The following is a 16,700-nucleotide window of genomic DNA, read 5'->3' as shown; positions in this document are numbered from 1 at the left end:
GCGAGGCAGGCGCGGTCGCGACCGATCGCGTTGTTCCGTCGAAGGGCGCGCACAGCGCGAGCGTGCGCCGCTGGGCGCGGAGACCCGTGCGCTTCGGATGATCCCGAGACACAGGCTCTTTCGTCAGCGCGTGACCACACCGCGCAGAGAGGTGTCGCGAGCCAACTGCAACGCGCGGTGAGTGCCGATCTGTCGCAGGATGTTCTCGGGAATCCACTGCACACCGATGAAACATCTCGCGAGCAACTCGGTCGAGCGACTATCGATCGTGATTTCCCCGGATTTTATTCCGGCGGTCAGCATCGACTTCATCTGCCGCACCCGCGCCGTGAACGACCAGCCCGGACTGGATGTATCGGGCGGAGATTGCCGCATCCACGCGAGCTGAATACGGAATTCGTCGGGAAAGCGATCGAGTGCCGTGATATTGATCCAGCTGAGCGCGTCCAACTTCTCGATCACGGTGGAATTCGAACGCAGTACGGCCTCCCAGCCCGCTCCGACCTTCTCCCCGAATTCCCGCATGATGGAAGCCAGCAGCTGGTCTTTCGATCCGATCAGGCGATAGACGGTGCCGGTCGCCATACCTGCCGCCGCCGCGATATCGCGGGCCGTGGTGGCCTCGTATCCGCGTCGGCCGAAGACGGTCCTGGCAGCGGCTCGCACATGCCGCGCCTTGTCGCTGGCGTCCACGTCCACGTCGGCCCACGACTCGATCACCTCCGATGCCGCGGCGAACGCGGGGGACCGGTCGAGTTCCGCGTCGCCGACGGGTGCGGAAGCTATGCCTTCCAACAGGATCCGGCACAGGAGTTCGGCCACGCGACTCGGCGTCGCCGTCTTCCTGATGACGTCGAGTCCGACGTGCAGCATCGATTGACAGATGCGGTCCGCGAGTATCGGCAGGTCGACGTCGGGTCGGATGTAGCCACTCCATTTACCCGCACGCAACGTCTGCAGCATGGCGTCGTTCAGCTTGACCGGTCGCAGTTGCGTGAGCGCGGTGAGTTCCGTTGTGGCGCTGGGGCCTTCGAAGAACGACATCTGGAGCGCGGCGCGATTGCGGACGGCGCACTCGGCGATGGCCACCCCGAATTCCACGATCTTGTCGGGGGCGGGGCGTTCGTCGGGCTTGTCGAGTCCGGCGACGGCGGCGTCGGCGACCCGGTCGAGGTCGGCGTGGTAGCGCCGCATCAACTCGACGAGGATGGCTTCCTTCGACTCGAAGTGGTGGTAGAGGCTCCCGGGCAGGATGCCCGCCGCGTCGGCGATCTCCTGTAGCGACGTGCGCAGGCCCGATGTGGCGAACATGGTCTCCGCGGTCATGAGAATCTCTGTTCGACGGGTTCCGTCGTCGTGCGGTTCTCCGCCGCGGCTCTTCGCTCCAGCGCCCGCGCGCTTGGCCGTGGTCATCGCCGCCTGCCGCTCGTCGGCGCGTGCCGCGTCGGTGAAACGACCCGGCGCCGGCATTCGATGGGGACTACCGGAAAGGGCACGCGGGCGGGTGCCGACCGACGTAGGCTCATGGTCGGGGCCGACTCGATACCGGGTAACCCTGGTCACCGCCGAACATTGTTCTCCCGTCGTCTCTCGTAAACTTCGACAATACCCGCCCCCGAGACATAGATTTGTTCACGGTGTCCGCGCGTGGACGAGAGACGATCGAAATCACGTGGGCGGTGACGTGGCCGCGCTACGAGGACGGCAACTTCGAGGCGAGGTCGAGCACGCTGACCGTATCGGTCCCGGTCTTGCGAAGACGTTCCGACGAGCGGAAGCCGAGATTCACATCCGTCGCCAGTTCGCGGAGCGCGCCCACCGTCGCCCGGTCTTTCGGAATGTGGCGGAAAGGATCGAACGAGAAGAGCCGCAACGCGTTCTGATGCGTGATTCTGTTGATGTCGTGATCGGACACTCCCCGGAAATGTTCGGCCAGTGTCTCCGGAGCCAACGGCCACGTCGAGTCGGAGTGCGGATAGTCGCATTCCCACGTGACCATATCGAGGTTGAGTTTGTCGCGGCTCTCGATGCCGAATCCGTCGTCGATGAAGCAGGTGACGATGCGTTCGAGAAACACCTCGCTGGGGAGTTTGCCTTTGAAGTCCTGGTGGGTCCACGCGCGGTGCGTCGTGTAGACGCGGTCGATCCGTTCGAGGAAGTAGGGGATCCATCCGATGCCGCCCTCGCTGAGGGCGAAGGTGAGGTCGGGGAATTTGCGCAGCACCGGGGACCACACCAGATCCGCCGCCGCCTGCACGATACTCATGGGCTGCAGGGTGATCATCGTGTCGACGGGGGCGTCGAGCGAGGTGATCACCACCTGCGACGACGAGCCGATATGCAGGCATACGACGGTGTTCGTATCGCTGCATGCCCGCCAGAACGGGTCCCAATGCGGATTGTGCAGTGACGGATAGTCGAGTTTGGCGGGGTTCTCGGAGAATGTGACGGCGCGGCAACCCTTCGCGGCGACACGTCGCACTTCCTCGGCCATCAGCCGCGGATCCCAGATCGGGGGCAGCGAAATGGGAATCATGCGTCCGGGATAGGCGCCCGCCCATTCGTCGATATGCCAGTCGTTGTAGGCGCGCAGTACCGCGAGGCCCAGGTCTTTGTCTTTCGCGCGGGCGAAATACTGGCCGCAGAACTGCGGATAGGAGGGGAAGTTCATCGCGGCGAGCACGCCGTTGGCGTTCATATCGCGGATTCTTTCGTGGATGTCGTAGCAGCCCTCCCTGATCTCGCTGAGCTTGGTCGGCTCGGCGCCGTACTCGTCCGGTGGCCGTCCGGCGACCGCGTTCAGTCCGACATTGGTCGCCTCCTGCCCCTCGAAGACCCACGCGTCGGTTCCGTCGGCGCGTTGGATCAGTTTCGGGACGTCGTCCTTGTACTCGGCGGGGATGTGGTTGTCGAACATGTCCGGGGGTTCGACGAGATGGTCGTCGACCGAGACCAGGATGAGATCGTTCATGTCCATGTGGCGCGCTCCTTCGCGTAGGAGTTCGAATCCCGTGCGGATGAGAGAAATTCACGCGATTCGGGTCCGGGCGATTGACTTGTTGTCAGGGCCGACCTTACGTTGGAACAGAAATTAGGTCAATTCTGACGGGCCTGGGAGGTGGGTGGAGATGTTCGACCGTGGGGTGATTCGGCGATGAGCACGATGATCGAGCAGGGAAGGCGGAGCAGACCGTTCTACGCGCCGGTCTCGACGGAGGAGTCGGTGTTCAAGGCCGCGTACAGGCAGGGATTGTCGATCGTGCTCAAGGGCCCGACGGGATGCGGTAAGACCCGTTTCGTCGAGGCGATGGCCTATGACCTCGATCGGCCGCTGATCACCGTGTCCTGTCACGACGATCTGACGACCGCTGACCTCGTCGGCCGATATCTGTTGCGCGGCGGGGAGACCGAATGGGTCGACGGCCCGCTCACCCGAGCGGTCCGAGAAGGGGCGATCTGCTATCTCGACGAGGTGGTCGAGGCGCGTCAGGATACGACTGTCGTGCTCCATCCACTGGCCGATCACCGGCGTCAGCTGCCGATCGAGCGCCTCGGCGTCACGGTGGACGCGGCGCCGGGATTCGGGCTCGTCGTGTCCTACAACCCGGGTTATCAGAGTGTGTTGAAGGATCTGAAGGACTCGACTCGCCAGCGCATGGTCGCGATCGAATTCGATTATCCGGCACCGCATGTCGAAGAGGCCATCGTGATGCGGGAGGCCGGGGTCACGGCATCGGGCGCCGCGGACCTGGTGCGGCTGGCGCAGGCGATTCGGCGCCTGGAGACGGGAGGGCTGCGCGAGGTGGCCTCGACGAGGGTGCTGATCGCGGCCGCGCGACTGACGGTGGAAGGGCTGTCCGCGCGGGTGGCGGCGCTGGCCGCCATCGCGGGCCCGTTGACCGACGACCCGACGGTGTCGCGGGGACTGGCCGAGATGATCGATATCTACATCCCGGAATCCTTCGGCTAGACAGTGATTGACGGGTCTCACGCCGGTCGCTACAGTCTGAACAAATCTTAGGTTTACTCGTTGTTGATCGTTGCGAGCGGAATCATCGGAAGGTGCCATGTCCTACGAAAGCGCAGCAGAACCGATCAAAGTCGGCTATCTGATGGACTTCCGGCTGCCGGAGAGCTACCCGAAGGAGATGCTCGACGACCTTTCGCGACCGTTCGAGCTCGTCTTCGACGAAGCGCTGCGGGCTGGCGAGATCGATCGGCCCGTGCGGATCGTCTACAAGGAAGTCGAGGGTTTGCCCAAGGGCTCGGTCAAGGCGGTGATCGACGGTTTCGGCGAACTCGTCGACGAGGGATGTCTTGTGGTCTTCGGGCCCAACATCACCGATAACTGCGTCGCGGTGAAGGAGGCCGTCGAGGAGCGGTTCCGGGTTCCGGCGATCTCGGTGACAGGAACCGACGACTGGCTGGGGGAGTGGACGTTCTCGTTCCCGCAGGGGTCGATGACCGACGAACCCATCTTCTGGGCGGATCTGCTCGCGAAACAGGGATATTCGACGGTCGGATTACTCGTCGAGCAATCGCTGATCGGTCAGAGCTACCAACGGAACTTTCATCGTGCGGCCGAGGCGAAGGGTATCCGGGTCGTGGCCGAGGCGCCGATAGCGCAGACCGCGCAGGACATCGGCGAAGCCGTGGCGGTTCTCCACAAGGCCGCGCCCGAGGCGATCATCCACTGCGGCTTCGGATTCGGCATCGTCTTCATCAACCCCGCCCTGGAGGGGCTCGGTTGGAACCCGCCGCGTTACACCAGCACCGCCTTTCAGAATGCCTGGGTCAACCCGGTCATGTGGCGGGCCTTCACCGGCTGGATCGGGGTCGATCAGTACGACGAGGGCAACCCTGTCGGGCAGGCGTTTCTCGATCGCTACGAGAAGCGGTACGGCCGCCGGCCGCAATATGTGGTTCCGATGGTCAATCACGATGTCGCGCAAACCCTGCTGCGGGCATTCACCGACGCGCGGCCGCTGAGTCCACGCGGGGTCAAGGAAGCGCTCGAACGCGTGAAGATGCTTCCCGCCGCCTCGGGTGCGCCTGGTACCCGCGTGTCGTTGGGCAAATGGACCAGGCGGGCCTGGATGGGCGCGGGCTATCTCGTGGCGCGTCGGCTCGATACCGACGGGGTCACCTCGCATCTCGTCGATCGTTTCGGAGAGGACCGGCGATGAACACGGAGAAGACGATATCGCCGGATCACCCCGGGAGTACGACAGCGCCGAGCGGCGACTCGACGGCGCCGACCGAGCGCAGCTACCTACGGTGGGGCCTCCTCGCTCTTGCCATCCTCGTCCTCGGCCTCATCGCGGCGAACGCTCGTCGCGGCGCGGTATCGGATCGGATCCGCAACCCCGAGGTCGTCGGCGCGCCCCGACCGGTCGAGCCGCTGTTCGGATTCGATCACTGGATCGACGTGATCCACATCGGGACGCTGATCGCGGTATTGCTGGTGATCGCGGTGTGGGTACGCATGTTCCGCAGGAACCCGCGCGACCCCGTCCTGCTCATGGGGTTCATGACGACCATGATCGTCTGGCAGGACCCGATCATGAACTGGGCGCCCTTCGCCGTCTACAACCCGGAATTGTGGCACTGGCCGGAGGACTGGCCGCTGGTGTCCCTGTCGCCCACGGTCGAACCCTTCGTCGTTATCGGGTACGTGATGTTCTACCTCGGCCCCTATTTCCCGGCGGTCCGGATCCTGCGCAAACTGCAGGCCACCCGCGCCCCCGACGCGTTCGTGTGGAAGCACCCGTTGATCAGCCTCGCCCTGCTGATCCTGCCGATCGGCTTCGTGTTCGACATGATTCTCGAGGTATCCCTCGTCCGCACCGGGATGTACATCTACTCGCAGGCGATTCCGTTCGGAACCATATTCGCCGGCTCGACCTACCAGTTCCCACTGCTGTGGGAATCCTTGTCGGTGACATTCGTGATGATCCCCGCCGGGGTGCTCATCTTCCGGGACGACACCGGCAGGACAATCGCGGAGAAACTCGCGCGACGAGCCAGGATATTCGTCGGCCGCCCCTTCGTCGGCATGGTGATCGTGATGTTCGTGATCATGAATGTCTCGTACTTCGTGTACGGCGGTTGGTTCGCGGTCATCAAGTGGACGGGCGCGGCCACCTCGGTCGCCTGCCCGTGGCCCTATCCCGAGGCCAAAGTGTATGACCCGCAAGGGTTCTATGAGAAGAACGGCGTCGAGGGCCCCTACTCGGTCGGTATCTGGTCGGAGTGGATGAGCGCCCAACCCGACGGACGGCCCGACGTCGAGGCGCCGGCCGACGGTGGACGATGCGGAGGGGCCGAATGAGCGAGTCACGAAGCGTCGTCATCACCGGAGCCTCCCGAGGTCTCGGTCTCGCCTCCGCGAGGCATCTCTATCACCGCGGCTGGCACGTGGTCGCGGCCATGCGATCGGTCGAGAAGGGGATGGCCGCGCTCCGCGAGGCCACCGGGGCTGCCGAGAACGATCCCCGTCTGGTCGGGGTGCAACTGGACCTGTGCGATTCGGAATCCGTCACCGCGGCCGCCGCCGCGATACGGGACCTCATCGGTGTGCCCTACGCGGTGGTGCACAACGCCGGAATCTCGGCTGCGGGCGCGGTCGAGGAAACGCCGATGGACCTGTGGCAGAAGATGTTCGCGACCCACCTGTTCGGCCCGGTCGCTTTGACCCGAGAACTGCTGCCGGGGATGCGTGCGGCGGGCCGTGGACGCATCGTTCTCATCTCGAGCGCCGGTGGGGTACGGGGAATGCCGGTGATCTCGGCCTATTCCGCCGCCAAGGGCGCACTGGAGCGCTGGGGCGAGTCACTCGCGGGTGAGATCGCCCCGTACGGACTCGGGGTCACGATCCTCGTGACGGGTGTCTTCGATACCGAGATCATCACCGACGAGGGAACATTGACCTTCCGCGACTTCGACGGTCCATACGGGCGCCACCATCGGACCATCGATCGCCGCGGACGGGCGGCGATGAGGATCGCCAACCCGCCGGAGAAATTCGCGGTGCGATTGGGCAGAGCTCTCGACGGAAAGGCCCCGTACACCCGCCGCTCGGTCGGGGTGGATGCCGCGGCACTACTGGTGTCCAACAGGCTCCTACCGACCAAGGCGATGCATCAGGTGGTCCGGGTCGCGATGGGGCTGCCCAAGTACAAGGCGATGCGTCCGGCGACACCGCGGCTCGGTCCGACGGCCCGCGCGATGATTTTTGCGGCCAAGGTGCTCCCGGAGTCGGTGATGCGGCGAATCGTGCTGATGCTCATGAAGATTCGACCACCGATGACGCCCGCCGCTCCCGCGGCCGGCGCCCCGGTCATCGACAAGTCCCCGGATTCGATCACCGAGGACGGTCATCGCGGCGAGGAGAGTCCGATCCATGACTGACGCACCGGCACCTCGGTTCGAGTCGAGATTATTGATCAACGGCAGGCTGCTCGAGGGCAGGGCGGGAACGTTCGCCAATATCAATCCCGCGACCGAAGAGGTCATCGGAGAGGTGACCGATGGGTCGAAGGCCGATATGCACCTGGCCATCGATGCCGCTCGGCGGGCGTTCGACGAGACCGGCTGGGCTCGCGATCACGCGTTTCGGCGGCGATGCCTGCTGCAACTGCACGACGCGGTGGAGGCCGAGAAGGAACAGTTGCGCGAAGAGTTGATCCTCGAGGCCGGATGCCCGCGCGCGATCACCTACGGTCCGCAGCTCGACGCACCACTGTCGGACGGATTCCGATATCCGGCGGATCTCATCGGCAGTTACGCGTGGGAAACCGATCTCGGCGACGCGTTCGTACCGCTGACGGGTGTGCAGACGACACGCAGAGTTCTGCGTGAACCCGCTGGCGTCGTCGGCGCGATCGTTCCGTGGAACTTCCCCTTCGAGATCACCGTCAACAAACTGGGTCAAGCTCTTGCCACCGGCAATACGGTAGTTCTGAAGCCCGCGCCCGACACCCCGTTCAATGCCACCCGTATCGGACGTTTGATCGCCGAACAGACCGATATTCCGGACGGCGTGGTCAATATCGTCACGGCATCGGACCACCTGGTCGGCGAAGAACTCACGCTGTCACCCGAGGTAGATCTGATCTCCTTCACCGGCTCGACGGCGGTCGGTCGGCGGATCATGGAAAAGGGCGCCGCGACGATGAAGCGGCTGTTCCTCGAACTCGGGGGTAAGTCGGCGACGATCGTCTGCGAGGACGCGGATCTGAATTTCGCCTGCGCCATCGGAATCGCGCCATGTATGCACGCGGGTCAGGGCTGCGCGAATCCGACACGGATGCTGTTGCCGCGCTCCCGATACGACGAGGGCGTCGCGTTGCTGAAGCTCTTGTACGACAACATCTCCCCGGGTGATCCGCAGGATCCGGCGACGCTGTGCGGCCCGGTGATCTCGGCCGCGCAGCGCGATCGGGTACTCGGATATATCCAGAAGGGTATCGATGAGGGCGCGACCCTGCTGTCGGGTGGCACGGAGCCGCCCGAGGGGTTCGACAAAGGATTCTGGGTCAGACCCACCCTGTTCGTCGATGTCGACAATTCGATGACGATCGCGCAGGAGGAGATCTTCGGACCGGTCCTGTCGGTCATCGCCTACGACGATGACGACGACGCCGTCCGTATCGCCAACGACAGCAGATACGGCCTCGCGGGCAATGTCATGTCCGGTTCGCTCGATCGGGCGCTGTCGCTCGGACGGAGACTGCGGGCCGGGTTCATCGGAATCAACGGCGCCGTCGGATACAGCGCGGATGTTCCCTTCGGCGGTTACAAGTCCAGCGGTATCGGGCGTCAGAACGGGACCGCTGGATTCGACCAGTACACCGAAATCAAGTCCATCGCCTACCCGGCGTCGTGAAGGAGTTCCCATGCAGTTGTTCGACGATCTCGAGGACTTCGGGTCCTTCGACGACGTGGTGTCCGGGGATGTGCGCGACCCCTATACCGAACTCGCGCGTCTGCGTCGCGAAGAACCGGTACAGCGCATCGAGCTGTCCGCGATGCCCGGCGACAACACCAAACCCCTGTTCATCGCCTACCGGTACGAGGATGTCCAGCAGATGTTGCGGGACAACGAGACCTTCTCCTCCGCCATCATCATCCAGGCTTTCGGCGACGTGCTCGGCCGACACGTCATGCTCGGCATGGACGAGCCGGAACACGGGCGGCATCGGGCGCTGGTATCACGGGCGTTCGCGCAGAAGGCACTCGCGAAATGGGAAGACAATCTCGTCGGCGCCGTCGGGAACGAGCTGATCGACCGGTTCGCCGCGAGAGGCAGCGCCGACCTGGTCACAGAATTCACCTTCCCCTTCCCGTCCCAGATCATCGCGGGTCTGCTCGGCCTTCCCCGCGAGGACTATCCACAGTTCCAGCGGTGGTCGATCTCCTTGCTGAGCTTCACGATCAACCCCGAACGGGGTAAAGCCGCCTCCGTCGCCATCGAGGAATACCTCACTCCTATCCTCGCGGCCAGGCGCGAGGAGCCGCGAGACGATCTGATCAGTCGACTCGCCGTGGCGGAGATCGACGGCGAGCGCCTGGCCGACGAGGAGATCTTCTCGTTTCTCCGACTGTTGCTGCCTGCGGGCGTCGAGACCACCTACCGGGCGCTGGGCAACCTGTTGTTCGGTTTGTTCACCCACCCCGAGCAACTCGAGGCCATCCGCGCCGACCGGTCGTTGATTCCCCAGGCGATCGAAGAGGCGGTGCGCTGGGAACCCCCGCTGCTCACCATCACTCGCATCGCCACCAAGGACACCGAACTCGGTGGAGTCCCCATTCCCGAGGGCTCGTCGGTCATGCCGATGCTCGGCTCGGCCAACCGCCAGGAAGATCGCTGGGACAACCCGGACGAGTTCGACATATTCCGTCCGGCCCGCCCCAATCTCGCGTGGGGCCACGGCACGCACATGTGCCTCGGAATGCACCTGGCGCGCTTGGAAATGCGTGTCGCGATCAATTTGCTGCTCGACAGGCTGCCGAATCTGCGACTCGACCCGGCCGCCGACGACCCGCACATTCGTGGACAGGTCTTCCGGTCGCCGACCTCGCTGCCGGTGCTGTTCGACACCGACGGGGGCGCGGCGTCATGACCGGCGAACTTCGCTTCGACGGGCGCGTCGCGATCGTCACCGGGGCCGGACGCGGGGTGGGCGCATGTCACGCGCGGTTGCTGGCCGCCAGAGGTGCCCGGGTCGTCGTCGCCGACTACGGCGTCGACTTGGACGGCCGGGGTACTTCGAACGAGCCGGCCGAGTCCGTCGTCGCCGAGATCCGTGACGCGGGCGGTCGAGCGGTCGCGGTATGCGCCTCGGTAGCGGACGAGGGCGGGGCAGGCTCGATCGTCGATGCCGCGATCGACGCGTTCGGTCGCGTCGACATCGTGGTGAACAATGCCGGCATATCCGACCCCGATACCTTCGACTCGCTCACCATCGGGCAGTTCCGGGCCATGGCCGATGTGCATTATTTCGGAACGGTATTCGTCACCCGAGCGGCGTGGCCGCATTTCCGCGCGGCCGGATACGGCCGTGTGGTGAACACCGTATCGGAGGCGATGCTGGGGAATATTCCCGAGATGACCAGTTACGGGGCCGCGAAGGGAGCGGTCTGGGCGTTCACTCGCACTCTTGCCACCGAGGCGGCCGGTACCGGCATTCGCGTGAACGCGGTCGCACCGAGGGCCTACACGCGGATGTCGGATGCCCAGTCGACGAAGGTGGCCGCCAACCGTGGCCTGACTCCCGAGGTGATGGAACAGATCAACGCGGCGATGCCGCCCGATATGGTCTCCCCGGCCGCGGCCTATCTCGCCCACGAGAACTGCGCACTCGATGGCGAGGTGCTGCGCGCCGGTCTGGGAGGGGTCGCTCGCATCGCGATCGTGGCGTCCCAGGGCATCTACAAGTCGCCGTTGACGGCCGAGGATATCGCCGACAATCTCACCGCGATCATGGACATTCGTGACAGCGCCGCCGTCGAAATCGCCTGATCCGGCCGAATCACAGTATCGCAGAGGAGCATTCGTGCCCGAATTCGAGTCGGTCGACTATTTCACCGACCAGAGCTTGATCCCCGACCCCTATCCCTATTTCGACTATTTGCGCGATCGGTGCCCGGTACTTCCGGACGGTCCGGCGGGCGTCGTCGCGATCACCGGTCACCAAGAGGCACTCGAGGTATACCGCGATCCGGCCATGTCCTCGGCCAACGCCGTCGTCGGCCCGTTCGCGCCGCTGCCGTTCACCGCGGCGGGTGACGACATCTCGGAGCTGCTCGAACAGCATCGGGGCTCGATCCCGATGGCCGAGCACGTGGTCACCATGGACGCCGAACAGCACTGGCGGACCCGCGCGCTGCTCAGCAGCCTGCTGACCCCGAAACGGTTGAGCGAGAACGAGGATTTCATGCTCGAACTCGCCGACCGACAGCTGGATTCATTCCTCGCGAACGGCCGCGTCGAATTCATGTCCGGCTACGCGAAACCGTTCTCGATGCTCGTGATCGCCGACCTGCTCGGTGTGCCGGCAGAGGACCACAAGGAGTTCCGGATCGCGCTCTCGGACCAGCTCGCCGGTGAACTGGACACCGAAATGCAGCACAATCCGCTGGCATGGCTCGAGCAGAAATTCACCGACTACATCACCACTCGGCGCGAGAGTCCCCGCTCGGATGTGCTCACCCAATTGGCGCTGGCGCAGTATCCCGACGGAACCACACCCGAAGTCGAGGCAGTGGTCAAACTGGCGACGTTCCTGTTCGCCGCCGGACAGGAGACAACGACCAAACTCCTCAGCGCCGGGATACGCAACCTCGCCGAACAAGCCGATCTCCAGGAGCGGGTACGGTCCGACCGGACATTGATTCCCTCGTTCCTCGAGGAGACGCTGCGGTTGGAGAGCCCGGTCAAAAGTCATTTCCGGCTCGCCCGGACGTCGACCTCGATCGGCGAATGCCCGATATCCGCCGGCGCGACCATCATGCTGCTGCCCGGCGCCAGCAACCGCGATCCGCGGAAGTTCGATAATCCGAACGATTTCGAGGTCGATCGGCGCAATGTTCGCGAACACGTGGCATTCGGCCGCGGACCGCATTCCTGCCCCGGCGCGCCCTTGGCGCGCACCGAGGGGCGCATCTCGATGAACCGAATTCTCGACCGCATGGCGAATATCCGGATCGACGAGTCCGAACACGGGGCTCCGGGCAATCGCACATACCACTACGATCCCACCTTCGTCATGCGCGGATTATCCGAACTGCACATCGAATTCGATCCCGCACCCTGACGAGACGCAGTGACAGGTTCAATGAAACAGGACGCGTACGCGCACGAGGACCTCAGCCGACTCGAAATGCTCGCGTCCGCGATCGCGGGCCGCCCCCTGAAAGTAGCTGGGCTGGAACCGGGGGAGCGTGCCTGGACCGATGGCGCGACCCTGTTCCTCGACGGGGCAGCGGACCCTCGGCACCGCCTCGAATCGCTGTCGGTCCAGGCATCGCTGCTCGCCTGCGGAGGGCTCGCCCCCGCCATCGTGCGCGGACTCGGTCGACGCCCGCGGCTCGCGGCCAGATATCTCGCGATCGAGGGGCATCGATCACTCCTGGCCAACGAGTCGCTGCTACCGCCCTCGGTCGCCGAATCGGTGGACCGCGCGCTGGCACGATCGGTCGATTCGCCGGAGGCGTCGCTGATCGTCGCTCGCGGGCGAGCACCACTGGCCGACCCTCCGGGAAGTTTCGGTGTCATCCGACCACGCGAACTACTCGACACCACCGAGCGTGACCAGCGTTCCGGCGCCGCGGGAACGCACGCACCGCGGCGAAAGTCCGAACACGACGTGGTCGATCTACTCGACGAATCCACCGACGACGAGCAGATGGACGGCTTGTCGAGCCCGATAGGAGGTGGTGGTGCGCTGGGCAAGCTATTGCAGCGCATGCTGGGCGCGGCCCGCCGCACCGGCGGGAACGGCCAACCGGGAGCCGATTCGGCCACCCACCGGATGCGCGGCGGCATCGCGGGCAGCGGCACTGTCTTCTCGACGGCGACCGACGACAGCTCGGATCAGAATCACGATGCCGAGTCCGCCGGAATCACCTATCCGGAATGGGACGCGCATCGGGGCCGGTATCGACCGGCGTGGTGCACGGTCCACGAGGTCGAGCCGCCCACGACACCGGGAGAGCCGGTACTTCGACCGAACAGTCGGCAGTTGCGGCGCGCCTTGTCCCGATCGGGCCTCGGACTGGGTCGATATCACCGTCAGCGACACGGCGACGACCTCGACATCGACGCGGTCGTCGAGGGTCGCGTCGAGATGATCGCGGGATCGACACCGGACGAATCCGTCTATCTCGACAGTCTGCGGCGGCGTCGCGATCTGTCGGTGCTACTCCTGCTCGACATCTCCGGTTCGGTCTCGGAGGCGGCGTCGCACGGGCAGACGATTCACGAGCAGCAGCGTTCGGTAGCCGCGGCCCTCGCTGTCGCGCTGCACGAACTCGGTGATCGAGTGGCGCTGTACGCGTTTCGATCACAGGGACGCTCAGCGGTGCAACTGTTGCCTGTCAAACGATTCCACGAAGTGCTCGATGCCGCGACGACGCGGCGTCTGAGTGGTCTGGTTCCCGGATCCTATTCGAGATTGGGAGCGGCCATTCGGCACGGCACATCGATTCTGAGCGACCGAGGAGGCACACCTCGGCGGCTATTGGTCGTCCTGTCCGATGGATTGGCCTACGACCACGGATACGAACGCGCCTACGGAGCGGCGGATTCACGGCGTGCGCTCGCCGAAGCGTGGCGAGCGGGAATAGGCGCACTGTGTTTGACGGTCGGTGCGCGAACAGCCGACGACGAACTCGGCCGGGTATTCGGCAGCGCGGCACACGCGCGTGTCGAGAATCCCGACCAGGTGAGCCGGATCATCGGTCCGTTGTTCCGTTCGGCCCTCCGGTACACGAACGCGCGCCCCAGAGTCACCCGCAGGGCTGTGACGACACGGCCCGCGATGAACGCGACACCTCGGGCTGTCGCGTCTTCCGACACATACAGCGAGTAACTCGGTCACGAGTTGGCAAGGAGCACAGTGTGATCGACTTCAACGGGCAGGTCGCGGTGGTTACCGGAGCCGGGCGAGGCCTCGGACGTCTGTACGCGATCGAACTGGCGAACCGTGGCGCCGCGGTCGTGGTCAACGATCTCGGAAGCAGTATGCACGGTGAGGGCACCGATGGCGCTGTCGCCGATCGGGTAGTCGAGGAGATCGAACGATCAGGTGGTCGAGCGGTCGCCTCCTACGATTCCGTCGACAGCCCGGAGGGCGGCCAGGCCATCGTCGATACCGCCGTCGAGACGTTCGGGCGGCTCGATGCCGTTGTCAGCAACGCGGGCATTTTCAACAGCATTCCGTTCGACGAACTATCGGTCGAGAATTGGCATCGCATGCTCGCGGTCCATCTGAACGGTGGCTTCTATCTGAGCCAACCCGCGTTCAAGGTGATGAAAGCGCAGCAGGACGGTGGCCGATTCGTCTTCATCTCGTCGTCGGCCGGCATCTTCGGGCAGCCTCTCGAAGCCCATTACGCCGCCGCGAAGACCGGCCTGATGGGACTGGCCAACGTCATCGCCATCGAGGGAGAAGAACACGGAATTTTCGCCAATACGGTTCTGCCGACCGGATTTTCGCGCATGGTCACAGAGACGGTAGGAGATGAGAAGTTCCTGTCCGAATCCGGGTTCATGCGCGCGATCCGGCCAGAACTGGTGGTGCCGCTGGTCGTATTCCTTGCCAGCAGGACGTGCGAATTCACCCACCGGAACTATTCGGCATGCGCGGGCCGGTTCGCGCGAGTGTTCATCGGTCTCGGCCGGGGCTGGCTCGCCGACGCCGACAGCGATCCCACCTGCGACGACCTCGCGGAACATCTCGGTGAGGCATCGGAAATCGAGCCGTTCATCGTTCCCGCGTCGATCTTCGACGAGGTGTTGGAAGTCTGCGACCGCCGCGGCATCAGTGCGATGCCGGGGGGTGCCGAGATCGCGATTCCCGAGGCGGCGCAGTGACTATCGGTGCGGAGCATGGCGACTATCGGTGCGGAGCACGGCCATGTTGTGGGTTTGCGCAGGCCCGGCCGGAACGCCGGGCCTGCACATGCCACCGTCAGCACATGTCGAGGTTGTTCGGATGCGGGTCGCCGACACGGTGGAAGATCGGCTCGCTGATCGATTTCATTCGAAATCCGCCATCGACTTTCCCACATCGGCGAGGGTCAATGGCGCGCCGTAGTCCTTCGAGAATCGGTAGTGTTCGACGTTGCAGCGGTAGAGACCGGTATCGGGCCCGAAGTCGGCTGCCACCCACCCGTCAGGTGTCGCGCGTTCGATATTGAAGCAGGAGATGGGGACATTGCGATCGGTCAGATTCACCGGCGCGTGCAGTCCGCCTGCCGTCCAGGACTTTTCCGTGCGCGCGCCCTCGTAGACGCAGCGGCGGGTGAGGTCGTCGCCGCAACGCGCCGCGGCTCGCGCGAACAACAACCAGGATGAGATCGCGCGCAACTGTGGGAAGGTCATCTCCGAATCGGGTGCGTACTCGGCGAACATCGCCTCGACCTGGCGCAGGGCCGGAACGGAACTCGATTTCTCGAAGGGGGCGACGCCGCTCAGGTCGACCACATTGTTCTGGAATTCGGCCGAACGCCCCAGATTCTTCAGGAAGGAGCGGGTGTAGTTGTTGTTGGTCGCGTCGATCCAATCGAGCCGATAACCTATCGTGGTCAGTGCCTCTTCGAGTTTCGGCAGCTGTGCGGGCTCGCCGTTGAAGACCAGGCCGCGAACCTGCTTCTCCTTGATCGTCTGGGCATAGGGTGTCCAGTTCGAGACTCCCGCGATGGGGTAGAGATCGTGGTAGATGACCGTCGCTCCCCGCGCTCGGAGACTTTCCTCGGTCTTCTCACCGAGAACCTTGGTGATCGGCGAATCGGCGTCGATGATTCCGACCTTGTCGATCGAGTTCGGATAGCCTTCTTCGACCAGCCACTGCCGGAATCCGGTGTAGACGTCGTGACGTGGCAGTACCGACGGTGACCCACTGACCTCCAGATCCGCTGCGACACTGCCGGGTTGGGAGATCTGCGCGGGAAAGCTCGGCAGCAGGCAATTCAGCCGATCCTTGACTCCCAGACCGTCCAGGCCGGTTCCGCCACCGACCAACGCGAAATCGTCGCGGCACGCCTCGCGCATCCGCTGGCGGACCTCGGTGAGGTTGGTGTCGTGGATATCGACCTCGATTCGGCGTCCGGCGATGCCGCCGTGGTCGTTGCACCACGACGCGAATACCTCGGCCGCGTGGATGAATTCGGGATTCTTGCTGAATCCGAAGTCGGTGAACACACCGACGGTGATGGCCTGTGCCGTGACGCCCTGGGCCGATGCCTTCGTGGGCGAACCCTTGCCGCAGACAGGGCCGAGGTCACCGAATTCGCTCGGTACCGAGGAGGCGGGTTTGTTCGCCGACCCCTCTTCGATACCCGAGCCCTCACGACCGCAGCCGACGAGCAACACCAGCGCGGCCGCCAGCACGAGCGGTGTTCGGATCGATCTCATAGTGTTCCTCCGCTCTGTGATCGCGCGGTCATTGGCATCGGATCAGCCTGCGCGAAATGGG

13 protein-coding genes are annotated in these 16,700 nt (G+C 64.5%); 10 read left to right on the top strand and 3 right to left on the bottom strand.

The annotated features are described in order from the left end of the window. Positions 1 to 123: 123 nt before the first annotated feature. Positions 124 to 1,326 (bottom strand): TetR/AcrR family transcriptional regulator, encoded by a 1,203-nt coding sequence (locus tag ABZS43_RS15230; RefSeq protein WP_355036601.1) that lies wholly within the window; start codon positions 1,324 to 1,326, stop codon positions 124 to 126. Positions 1,327 to 1,693: 367 nt separating this feature from the next. Further along, positions 1,694 to 2,977 (bottom strand): amidohydrolase family protein, encoded by a 1,284-nt coding sequence (locus ABZS43_RS15225; protein ID WP_355036490.1) that lies wholly within the window; start codon positions 2,975 to 2,977, stop codon positions 1,694 to 1,696. A gap of 177 nt (positions 2,978 to 3,154) precedes the next feature. Here ABZS43_RS15225 and ABZS43_RS15220 point away from each other — a divergent pair, with 177 nt between their 5' ends. The 10 genes from ABZS43_RS15220 (at position 3,155) to ABZS43_RS15175 (ending at position 15,097) form a co-directional block, all read left to right on the top strand. Continuing rightward, entirely contained in the window at positions 3,155 to 3,970 is an 816-nt protein-coding gene (locus ABZS43_RS15220; RefSeq protein ID WP_355036489.1) for a CbbQ/NirQ/NorQ/GpvN family protein, read from the top strand. A gap of 97 nt (positions 3,971 to 4,067) precedes the next feature. After that, positions 4,068 to 5,186, top strand: a complete 1,119-nt coding sequence (locus ABZS43_RS15215; RefSeq protein WP_355036488.1) for an ABC transporter substrate-binding protein — start codon at positions 4,068 to 4,070, stop codon at positions 5,184 to 5,186. Beyond that, complete coding sequence (locus ABZS43_RS15210; RefSeq protein ID WP_355036487.1) at positions 5,183 to 6,331, top strand: spirocyclase AveC family protein; 1,149 nt, start codon at positions 5,183 to 5,185, stop codon at positions 6,329 to 6,331. The genes ABZS43_RS15215 and ABZS43_RS15210 overlap by 4 nt, the downstream gene beginning before the upstream one ends. Then, positions 6,328 to 7,410, top strand: coding sequence for an SDR family oxidoreductase (locus tag ABZS43_RS15205; RefSeq protein ID WP_355036486.1), 1,083 nt, complete (start codon positions 6,328 to 6,330; stop codon positions 7,408 to 7,410). Before ABZS43_RS15210 ends, ABZS43_RS15205 begins: the two co-directional genes overlap by 4 nt. Next, the gene (locus ABZS43_RS15200; RefSeq protein ID WP_355036485.1) at positions 7,403 to 8,887 is read left to right on the top strand and encodes an aldehyde dehydrogenase family protein; all 1,485 of its coding nucleotides are present in this window, start codon (positions 7,403 to 7,405) and stop codon (positions 8,885 to 8,887) included. Before ABZS43_RS15205 ends, ABZS43_RS15200 begins: the two co-directional genes overlap by 8 nt. Before the next feature lie 10 nt (positions 8,888 to 8,897). Next, positions 8,898 to 10,124: a cytochrome P450 gene (locus ABZS43_RS15195; protein WP_355036484.1), complete on the top strand. Its 1,227-nt coding sequence runs from the start codon at positions 8,898 to 8,900 to the stop codon at positions 10,122 to 10,124. Further along, positions 10,121 to 11,023 (top strand): SDR family NAD(P)-dependent oxidoreductase, encoded by a 903-nt coding sequence (locus ABZS43_RS15190; RefSeq protein ID WP_355036483.1) that lies wholly within the window; start codon positions 10,121 to 10,123, stop codon positions 11,021 to 11,023. Before ABZS43_RS15195 ends, ABZS43_RS15190 begins: the two co-directional genes overlap by 4 nt. A gap of 34 nt (positions 11,024 to 11,057) precedes the next feature. Beyond that, positions 11,058 to 12,317, top strand: coding sequence for a cytochrome P450 (locus tag ABZS43_RS15185; RefSeq protein ID WP_355036482.1), 1,260 nt, complete (start codon positions 11,058 to 11,060; stop codon positions 12,315 to 12,317). 9 nt (positions 12,318 to 12,326) lie between these two features. Beyond that, positions 12,327 to 14,093 carry a VWA domain-containing protein gene (locus ABZS43_RS15180; protein ID WP_355036481.1) on the top strand — a complete coding sequence of 589 codons (1,767 nt, stop codon included), beginning with the start codon at positions 12,327 to 12,329 and terminating at the stop codon, positions 14,091 to 14,093. 29 nt (positions 14,094 to 14,122) lie between these two features. Beyond that, the gene (locus tag ABZS43_RS15175) at positions 14,123 to 15,097 is read left to right on the top strand and encodes an SDR family NAD(P)-dependent oxidoreductase (protein WP_355036480.1); all 975 of its coding nucleotides are present in this window, start codon (positions 14,123 to 14,125) and stop codon (positions 15,095 to 15,097) included. Between the two features lie 165 nt (positions 15,098 to 15,262). On the opposite strand, the gene ABZS43_RS15170 is transcribed toward ABZS43_RS15175, so the two are convergent. Then, positions 15,263 to 16,639, bottom strand: a complete 1,377-nt coding sequence (locus ABZS43_RS15170) for an ABC transporter substrate-binding protein (RefSeq protein WP_355036479.1) — start codon at positions 16,637 to 16,639, stop codon at positions 15,263 to 15,265. Positions 16,640 to 16,700 lie beyond the last annotated feature (61 nt).

The organism is Nocardia sp. NPDC005366 (assembly GCF_040606855.1).
Taxonomy (GTDB): Bacteria; Actinomycetota; Actinomycetes; order Mycobacteriales; family Mycobacteriaceae; genus Nocardia.
Note: the sequence above shows the minus strand (reverse complement) of the source record. Positions and strands in the feature narration are given on the sequence as shown.

Coding starts and splice junctions, on each gene's coding strand:
- ABZS43_RS15205 (WP_355036486.1), top strand. CDS start 6,328: ATGAGCGAGTCACGAAGCGTCGTCATCACCGGAGCCTCCCGAGGTCTC.
- ABZS43_RS15190 (WP_355036483.1), top strand. CDS start 10,121: ATGACCGGCGAACTTCGCTTCGACGGGCGCGTCGCGATCGTCACCGGG.
- ABZS43_RS15230 (WP_355036601.1), bottom strand. CDS start 1,326: ATGACCGCGGAGACCATGTTCGCCACATCGGGCCTGCGCACGTCGCTA.
- ABZS43_RS15170 (WP_355036479.1), bottom strand. CDS start 16,639: ATGAGATCGATCCGAACACCGCTCGTGCTGGCGGCCGCGCTGGTGTTG.
- ABZS43_RS15210 (WP_355036487.1), top strand. CDS start 5,183: ATGAACACGGAGAAGACGATATCGCCGGATCACCCCGGGAGTACGACA.
- ABZS43_RS15200 (WP_355036485.1), top strand. CDS start 7,403: ATGACTGACGCACCGGCACCTCGGTTCGAGTCGAGATTATTGATCAAC.
- ABZS43_RS15220 (WP_355036489.1), top strand. CDS start 3,155: ATGAGCACGATGATCGAGCAGGGAAGGCGGAGCAGACCGTTCTACGCG.
- ABZS43_RS15195 (WP_355036484.1), top strand. CDS start 8,898: ATGCAGTTGTTCGACGATCTCGAGGACTTCGGGTCCTTCGACGACGTG.
- ABZS43_RS15215 (WP_355036488.1), top strand. CDS start 4,068: ATGTCCTACGAAAGCGCAGCAGAACCGATCAAAGTCGGCTATCTGATG.
- ABZS43_RS15225 (WP_355036490.1), bottom strand. CDS start 2,977: ATGGACATGAACGATCTCATCCTGGTCTCGGTCGACGACCATCTCGTC.